This is a genomic window from Streptomyces sp. NPDC088733 (assembly GCF_044751185.1).
Taxonomy (GTDB): Bacteria; Actinomycetota; Actinomycetes; order Streptomycetales; family Streptomycetaceae; genus Actinacidiphila.
The window spans coordinates 72,998-80,301 of record NZ_JBIVLH010000035.1; the positions used below are offsets into that span (position 1 = coordinate 72,998).

The following is a 7,304-nucleotide window of genomic DNA, read 5'->3' on the forward strand; positions in this document are numbered from 1 at the left end:
CGCCGTTCGGCCCGCGGGCCGGCGGTCGCCCGTCAGAGGTTTTCGGTCAGCCACTCCTCCACGGCCCGCGTGGTCGTCGCCGCATGCTGCTCCATCATGGTGAAGTGGTCGCCCTGCACGTCCAGGGCGGTGTGCTCCAGGTCCCAGTACGAACGCCAGTCGCCGTCGGTGGGCCGGAACCAGTCGAAGAACCGCTCCCCGGCCCGCACCAGCAGCGTCGGCGACGTCACCGCCGTCGGCTTCCAGCCCGCGAAGAGCCGGAAGTAGGCGCCCATGGCCAGCAGTCGGGTGTCGTCGACCGGCACATAGGTGTCCTGGCGCTCGGCGATGCCCTGGCCGAGACCGGGCTGCAGGCCGACGAGCGCGTCGTCGTCGTGCGAGTAGATGTCGATCAGCACCACGGCCGCGGGACGGGTCCCCTCGCTCTCCAGCCGCTCGGCGACCGCGTGCGCGAGCATGCCGCCCGACGAGTGGCCGAGCAGCACGAACGGAGCGCCGCCCGTGTTCCGCAGCACGGCCTCCGCCTGCGCGTCGATCACGGCCTCCACGGACGTCGGCAGCTGCTCACCGCGCAGGAAGCCCGGCACACCCAGCGCCCACACGTCCCGGTGGCCCCGGAACCCGGAGGCGAACCGGGCGTACTGGTGCGGGCCCGAGATCGACAGGATCGAGGGAAAACAAACCACACCGGGCCCCGACTCACCCCGGGAGAGCCGCACGAAGGCGGGTGCCTTGCGCAGTTCGGCCGGCGAGGCGAACGAGGGCCGGAACCGCGAGGCCTGCATGAGCATTTCCATGAACTGGCCCGAGGTGCCCTGGGCCCCGGCCTCCTGGAGCATCGCGCCGAACACCCCGGAGCCCTCGTCCGTGCCGCTCCCCGCCTCGCCCGCGTCCCCCGCGGGCGACTGCGCGCCGCCGGAAACCCCGGCGAGTTCGGCGCGCAGCAGTCCGGCGACGAGGATGGGCGTCGGGTAGTCGAAGAGCAGGGTGGGAGGCAGCCGCAGGCCCGTCGCCGCGTTGAGCTGGTTGCGCAGCTCCACGGCGGTCAGCGAGTCCAGACCGAGCTCCAGGAACTCCTGGGTCTCCCCCACCGCGTCCGGCGACGGGTACGCGAGCACGGCCGCGACCTGTGCGCGCACGACGTCGAGCAGCACCCGCTCCTGCTCCTCCTCGGACAGCCCCGGCAGCTCCGCGAGCCGTCGGGCGGCCGCCGATGCCGCCGCCTCACCGGCACTGTGCCCGGCGGCCCTGCGGGGCCCACCGCGTACCAGCCCGCGGAAGACCGCCGGAAGGGCACCGGCCTCCGCCCGGGCCCGCAGCGGTGCGGTGTCCAGGTGCATGGCGACCAGGACGCTGTTCTCGGCGGTGGTCAGGGCGCAGGCCGTGTCGAACAGGGCCAGGCCCTGCGCGGAGGTCAGCGGGGACAGTCCGGCGCGCGCCAGGCGCTGCATGTCGGCGGCCGTGAGCTCGCCGGTCATCCCGCTGGGCGTCTCCCACAGTCCCCATGCCAGCGACACGGCGGGCAGCCCCGCCGCGCGCCGGTGCTGGGCCAGGGCGTCGAGACAGGCGTTCGCCGCCGCGTAGTTCGCCTGCCCGGGGTTGCCGAGCGTGCCGGCCACCGACGAGAACAGCACGAAGGCGGCGAGGTCCGCGTCCCGCGTCAGCTCGTGCAGGTGCAGCGCCGCGTCCACCTTCGGACGCAGGACGGTGTCGATCCGCTCGGGGGTCAGCGACGGAACGAGTCCGTCGTCGAGGCGGCCGGCCGCGTGGACGACCGCGGTGAGCGGGTGCTCGGCGGGGACGCCCGCGAGCAGCGCCGCCAGCGCCTCCCGGTCGGACGCGTCGCAGGCGACGACGGTCGCCTCGGCGCCGAGCGCGGTGAGATCGGCGACGAGTTCCGCGGCTCCGTCGGCGTCGGGGCCGCGCCTGCTGGTCAGCACCAGGTGCCCCACGCCCCTCTCCGTGACCAGGTGCCGGGCCAGGAGGGCGCCCAGCACGCCGGTGCCCCCGGTGATGAGGACGGTGCCCTTCGGGTCGAGGGCCGGGACCTGTGCGTCCTCCGTGGGTTCGGCGGGCTCGGTGGCCTCGGTCGCGTCGGGGCGCGCCGCGGGGACCCTGGCCAGCCGTGCGGCGTGCAGCGCTCCCCCGCGGAGGGCGAGTTGCTGCTCCCCGGCCGACTGCGCGGCAGCGGCGGCCGCCAGGAGCGGGCCGAGCTGCTCCGGGGCGTCGCCGCCGTCGTCCTCCGCGTCGAGGTCGAGCAGCAGGAAACGGCCGGGGTTCTCGGACTGCGCCGATCGCACCAGGCCCCACACCGCCGCGTGGGCCACGTCCCGTACGCCCTCTCCGGGCCGGGCCTCGACGGCGCCGCGCGTCACGAACGCGAGCCTTGATGCGGCGAGCGACTCCTCGGCCGACCACGCCTGCGCGAGTGCGAGCGCGGAGTGCGCCGCGCGCCGGGCCTCTTCCGCGACCTGCGCCGCGCTCCCGGCGCCGGCGGCGACGGATGAGACGGACGAGACCAGCACGGTGTCCGGTGACGGCTTGCCCGCCGCCACCACGCCGACCAGTACGTCCAGGTCCGCGTACACCTCTACCGCGGCGCCCGTTGCCCGCAGCGCGGCCTCGAGGCCGAGCGGGTCCGTACCGACCACGGCCCAGCTTCCGGTCTCCGGGGCGGTGCCACCAGCAGTCACAGCCGGCCACTCCAGCCGGAACAGCGACTCGTGGAACGCCGGGCCCGCCGCCCGGAGCCCGGCGGGGTTCACCTCCCTCAGCAGCAGCGACTCGACCGACACGACCGGTTCGCCGCGCTCGTCGAACGCCGCGAGCGAGACCGCGCCGGAACCCGCGGGGGCCAGGCGCACCCGCAGCGCGCCGGCGCCGACGGCGTGCAGGCCGACACCGCCGAAGGAGAAGGGCAGCCGCATGCGGGGGCCGTCCTCCCCCGGCTGCTCGTCGTCGGCGACGAGGAAGGAGCCCAGCACGATGCCGTGGAGGCCCGCGTCCAGCAGCGCGGGGTGGACCCCGAACTGCGCGGCCTGGGCCAAGGACTCGTCGGGCAGCAGCAGTTCGGCGAAGAGTTCGTCACCGCGGCGCCAGGCCGCCCGCAGGTTGCGGAACGCCGGGCCGTACGCGAAGCCGACTGCGGCGAAGCCGTCGTACAGACCCGTCACGTCCAGCGGTTCCGCCCCGGCCGGGGGCCAGACCGCCGCGTCCAGCGCCGGCGGCGGGGTCGTCGCGGCCACCGGGCCGAGGAGACCGCTCGCGTGCCGCGTCCACGGCACGTCCAGGCCGCTCTCGCCGCTCGCGGCCTCGGCGCGCGAGTGCACGTGCAGCGTGCGCCGCCCGTTCGCGTCCGGCTCGGCCAGCGACAACCGCAGCTGGAGCGCGCCGCGTTCGGGCAGGACGAGCGGCGCCTCCAGCGTCAGTTCCTCCAACAGCTCGGTGCCCGCCCGCTGGCCTGCGTGCAGGGCCAGTTCGACGAACGCGGTCCCCGGCAGCAGCACCGCGCCGGAGACGGCGTGGTCGGCCAGCCACGGGTGGGAGTCGAGCGAGAGGCGGCCGGTGAACAGCAGTCCTTCGGAGTCGGGGAGTTCGACCGCGGCTCCGAGCAGCGGGTGCTCCGCCCGCCCGAGACCGGCCGACGCCACATCGCCGACCTGCGCGACCGGCACGTCGATCCAGTACCGCTCCTGCTGGAAGGCGTACGTGGGCAGGTTCACCAGGCGGGCGCCGGTCCCGGCGAAGTACGCCTCCCAGTCCACCCTGCCACCGCGCACGTGCACGAGGCCGAGGGCACCGGTCACCGTCTCCGCCTCGGGGCGGGAAGACCGCAGGGCGGGGGCGAAGGCGGCGCCTTCGGTGGTCAGGCACTCCTGGGCCATGGCGGAGAGGATCCCGTCGGGGCCGAGTTCGAGGTAGGTGGTGACGCCCGCAGCCTCCAGGGCGCGGATGCCGTCGAGGAAGCGGACCGCCTCGCGGACGTGCCGGACCCAGAAGTCGGGCGAGGTCATCTCGTCGGTGACCACGGCCCCGGTGAGGTTGGAGACGACGGGGATGCGCGGGGCGGCGTAGGCCAGGCCCGCGGCGACCTCGCGGAAGTCCGCCAGCATTCCGTCCATGTGGGGCGAGTGGAAGGCGTGGCTGACCGTCAGGCGCTTGGACTTGCGGTCCGGGAAGGCCTCCGTGATCGCCGTCGCCGCGTCCTCGTCACCGGCGATGACGACCGACTGGGGGCCGTTGACGGCAGCGATGCTCACGCGGTCGTTCAGCAGCGGCAGGACCTCGTCCTCCGAGGCCTGCAGCGCGATCATCACGCCGCCGCCCGGCAGCGCCTGCATCAGCCGCCCACGGGCCTCGACCAGCGCGCACGCGTCCTCCAGTGAGAACACCCCGGCCACGTGGGCGGCGGCGATCTCACCGATGGAGTGGCCGGAGAGGTAGTCCGGCTTCACGCCCCACGACTCCAGCAGCCGGAACAGGGCCACTTCGACGGCGAACAGCGCCGGCTGCGTGTGGGCGGTCTCGTTCAGCAGGTTGCTGTCGTCGCCGAACAGGACGTCCTTCAGCGGGATGTCGAGGTGCGCGCAGACCGCGTCCAGCGCCTGCGCGAACACCGGATAGGCGTCGTACAGCTCCCGTCCCATTCCCAGGCGCTGGCTGCCCTGGCCGGTGAAGAGGAAGGCCAGCTTCCCGGAGCTCACCGCTCCCCGCGTCACCGACGCCGCCGGGCCCTCGGCCTCGACAGCGGACAAGCCGCGCAGCAGCTCATCCCGGTCCGAGGCCACAACCACCGCTCGGTGCTCAAAGACCGCGCGCTTGGTGGCGAGCGTGTAAGCGACGGCGAGGTCGTCCGTCCCCGCGGTGTTCTCCAGGTGCGTCCGCAGACGGGACGCCTGGTCGCGCAGCGCTTCCGCGGACTTCGCGGAGAGCACGTGGGCCCATACGGGTAGGACGCGCTCGCCGGCGGGCGGCGTCGCGTTCCTCAGCTGAGCGGGGTCGTCGGGGGCCTGCTCGATGATCGTGTGGGCGTTGGTGCCGCTGATGCCGAACGAGGAGATACCGGCACGGCGCGGGCGGCCGGTCTCCGGCCAGTCCCTCCGCTCGGTCAGCAGCGAGACCGCGCCCTCGGACCAGTCCACGTGCGGGCTGGGCTCGTCCACATGCAGCGTCCTGGGCAGCACACCGTGCCGCATGGCCAGGATCATCTTCATGATGCCGGCGACACCGGCGGCGGCCTGCGTGTGGCCGAAGTTGGACTTCACCGAGCCGAGCCACAGCGGCTGCTCGTCGCTGTGCTCCTGGCCGTACGTCGCCAGCAGCGCCTGCGCCTCGATCGGGTCGCCGAGCCTGGTTCCGGTGCCGTGCGCCTCCACGACATCCACGTCGGCGGCGGTGAGCCGGGCGTTGGCCAGGGCCTGCCGGATCACGCGCTGCTGGGAGGGACCGTTGGGGGCGGTGAGGCCGTTGCTCGCGCCGTCCTGGTTGATCGCCGAACCGCGGACCACCGCGAGCACCGGGTGGCCGTTGCGGCGGGCGTCCGACAGCCGCTCCACGAGCAGCATGCCGACTCCCTCACCCCACGCGGTGCCGTCGGCCGCGGCCGCGAACGGCTTGCAGCGGCCGTCGGCGGACAGGCCGCGCTGGATGCTGAACGCCACGAACGTGCCCGGCGTCGCCATCACGGTCACGCCGCCGGCCAGTGCCAGATCGCACTCGCCGTTGCGCAGCGCCTGGGCGGCGAGGTGGAGCGTCACGAGGGAGGACGAGCAGGCCGTGTCGACCGTGACGGCAGGGCCTTCCAGACCGAAGGTGTAGGACACGCGACCGGAGACGACACTGCCGGAACTGGCGGTGCCCATGTAGCCCTCGAGGCCTTCCGGAGCGCGGTGGAGCAGAGTGCCGTAGTCGTTGTACATCACGCCCGCGAAGACGCCCGTACGGCTGCCGCGCACCGAGGCCGGGTCGATGCCGGCCCGCTCGAACGCCTCCCACGAGGTGTCCAGCAGCAGGCGCTGCTGCGGGTCGGTGGCCAGGGCCTCACGCGGCGACATCCCGAAGAACGTCGGGTCGAAGTGGTGCGCGTCGTGGAGGAATCCACCGTTCATGCTGTAGCTCGTGCCCGGGCGGTCGGAGTCCGGGTCGAACAGCTCGGCCATGTTCCAGCCGCGGTCCTCCGGCATCTCGGAGATGGCGTCCCTGCCCTCCGAGACCAGCTCCCACAGATCCTCGGGAGTGCGCACACCCCCGGGGAAGCGGCAGGCCATCGCCACGATCGCGATCGGCTCGTCGTCGCGGACCGCGACCGTCACGGGGGCGTCGATCGCCTGCTGTCCGCCCAGCAGCTCGGAGTGCAGGTAGTCGGCCAGGACCGCCGGGGTCGGGTAGTCGAAGACGAGGGTGGCCGGCAGCCGCACACCGGTCGCGGTGCTCAGCCGGTTGCGCAGCTCGACGGCCGTCAGTGAATCGAAGCCGACCTCGCTGAACGCGCGCGCCGGTACGACCGCCTCCGGGCCGTCGAACCCGAGCACCGCCGCCACTTGGGCGCGGACGAGGTCGAGCACGGCGTCGGCCCGCTCGCTCTCGGGCAGTGCGCCCAGCTGCCGGGCGAGCTTGCCCGCGGAGGCCGAAGCCGCCCGGGCGGCACGCCGGTTGGGGACGCGGACCAGACCACTGAGCAACGGCGGCAGCATCCCGCCACCGGCAACCTGGGCACGCAGAGCGCCAAGGTCGAGCTTCATCGGCACGAACAGCGCGGTACCGGAAGCCGTGGCGGTGTCGAAGAGCGCCAGGCCCTCCTGCTCCGACAGGGCGTTCACGCCACCGCGCCCGAGGCGCGACACCTCACCGGCGGCCAGCTCTCCTGCCATGCCGCCGTCCCACAGACCCCACGCCAGCGACGTCGCGGCCAGGCCCTGCGCCCTGCGGTGCGCGGCGAGAGCATCGAGGAAGACGTTGGCCGCCGCGTAGTTCGCCTGCCCGGCGCCACCGAAGACACCGGCGGCGGAGGAGAACAGCACGAAGGCCGACAGATCCATGTCCTGCGTGAGTTGGTGGAGGTTCCAGGCGGCGTCCACCTTCGGACGCAGGACCGCCGAAAGGCGCTCCTGGTCCAGGGACGCGATCACGCCGTCGTCCAGGACACCGGCGGTGTGCACCACCGCCGACAGCGGACGCTCCGCCAGTAGCCCGGCCAGGGCGTCCCGGTCGGCCACATCGCACGCCGCCCACACCACCGACGCACCCAGATCCGTGAGCTCCGCCGTCAGCTCAGAAGCACCCGGGGCGTCCCCACCCCGGCGGCT

The 7,304-nt window shown here is 73.8% G+C and carries 1 protein-coding gene; it reads right to left on the reverse strand.

Translation table 11 applies throughout. The annotated features are described in order from the left end of the window. Window positions 1-32: 32 nt before the first annotated feature. Window positions 33-7,304, reverse strand: a 7,272-nt coding sequence (locus tag ACIP64_RS38010; RefSeq protein ID WP_401596468.1) for an SDR family NAD(P)-dependent oxidoreductase, incomplete at its 5' end; no start/stop codon positions are given.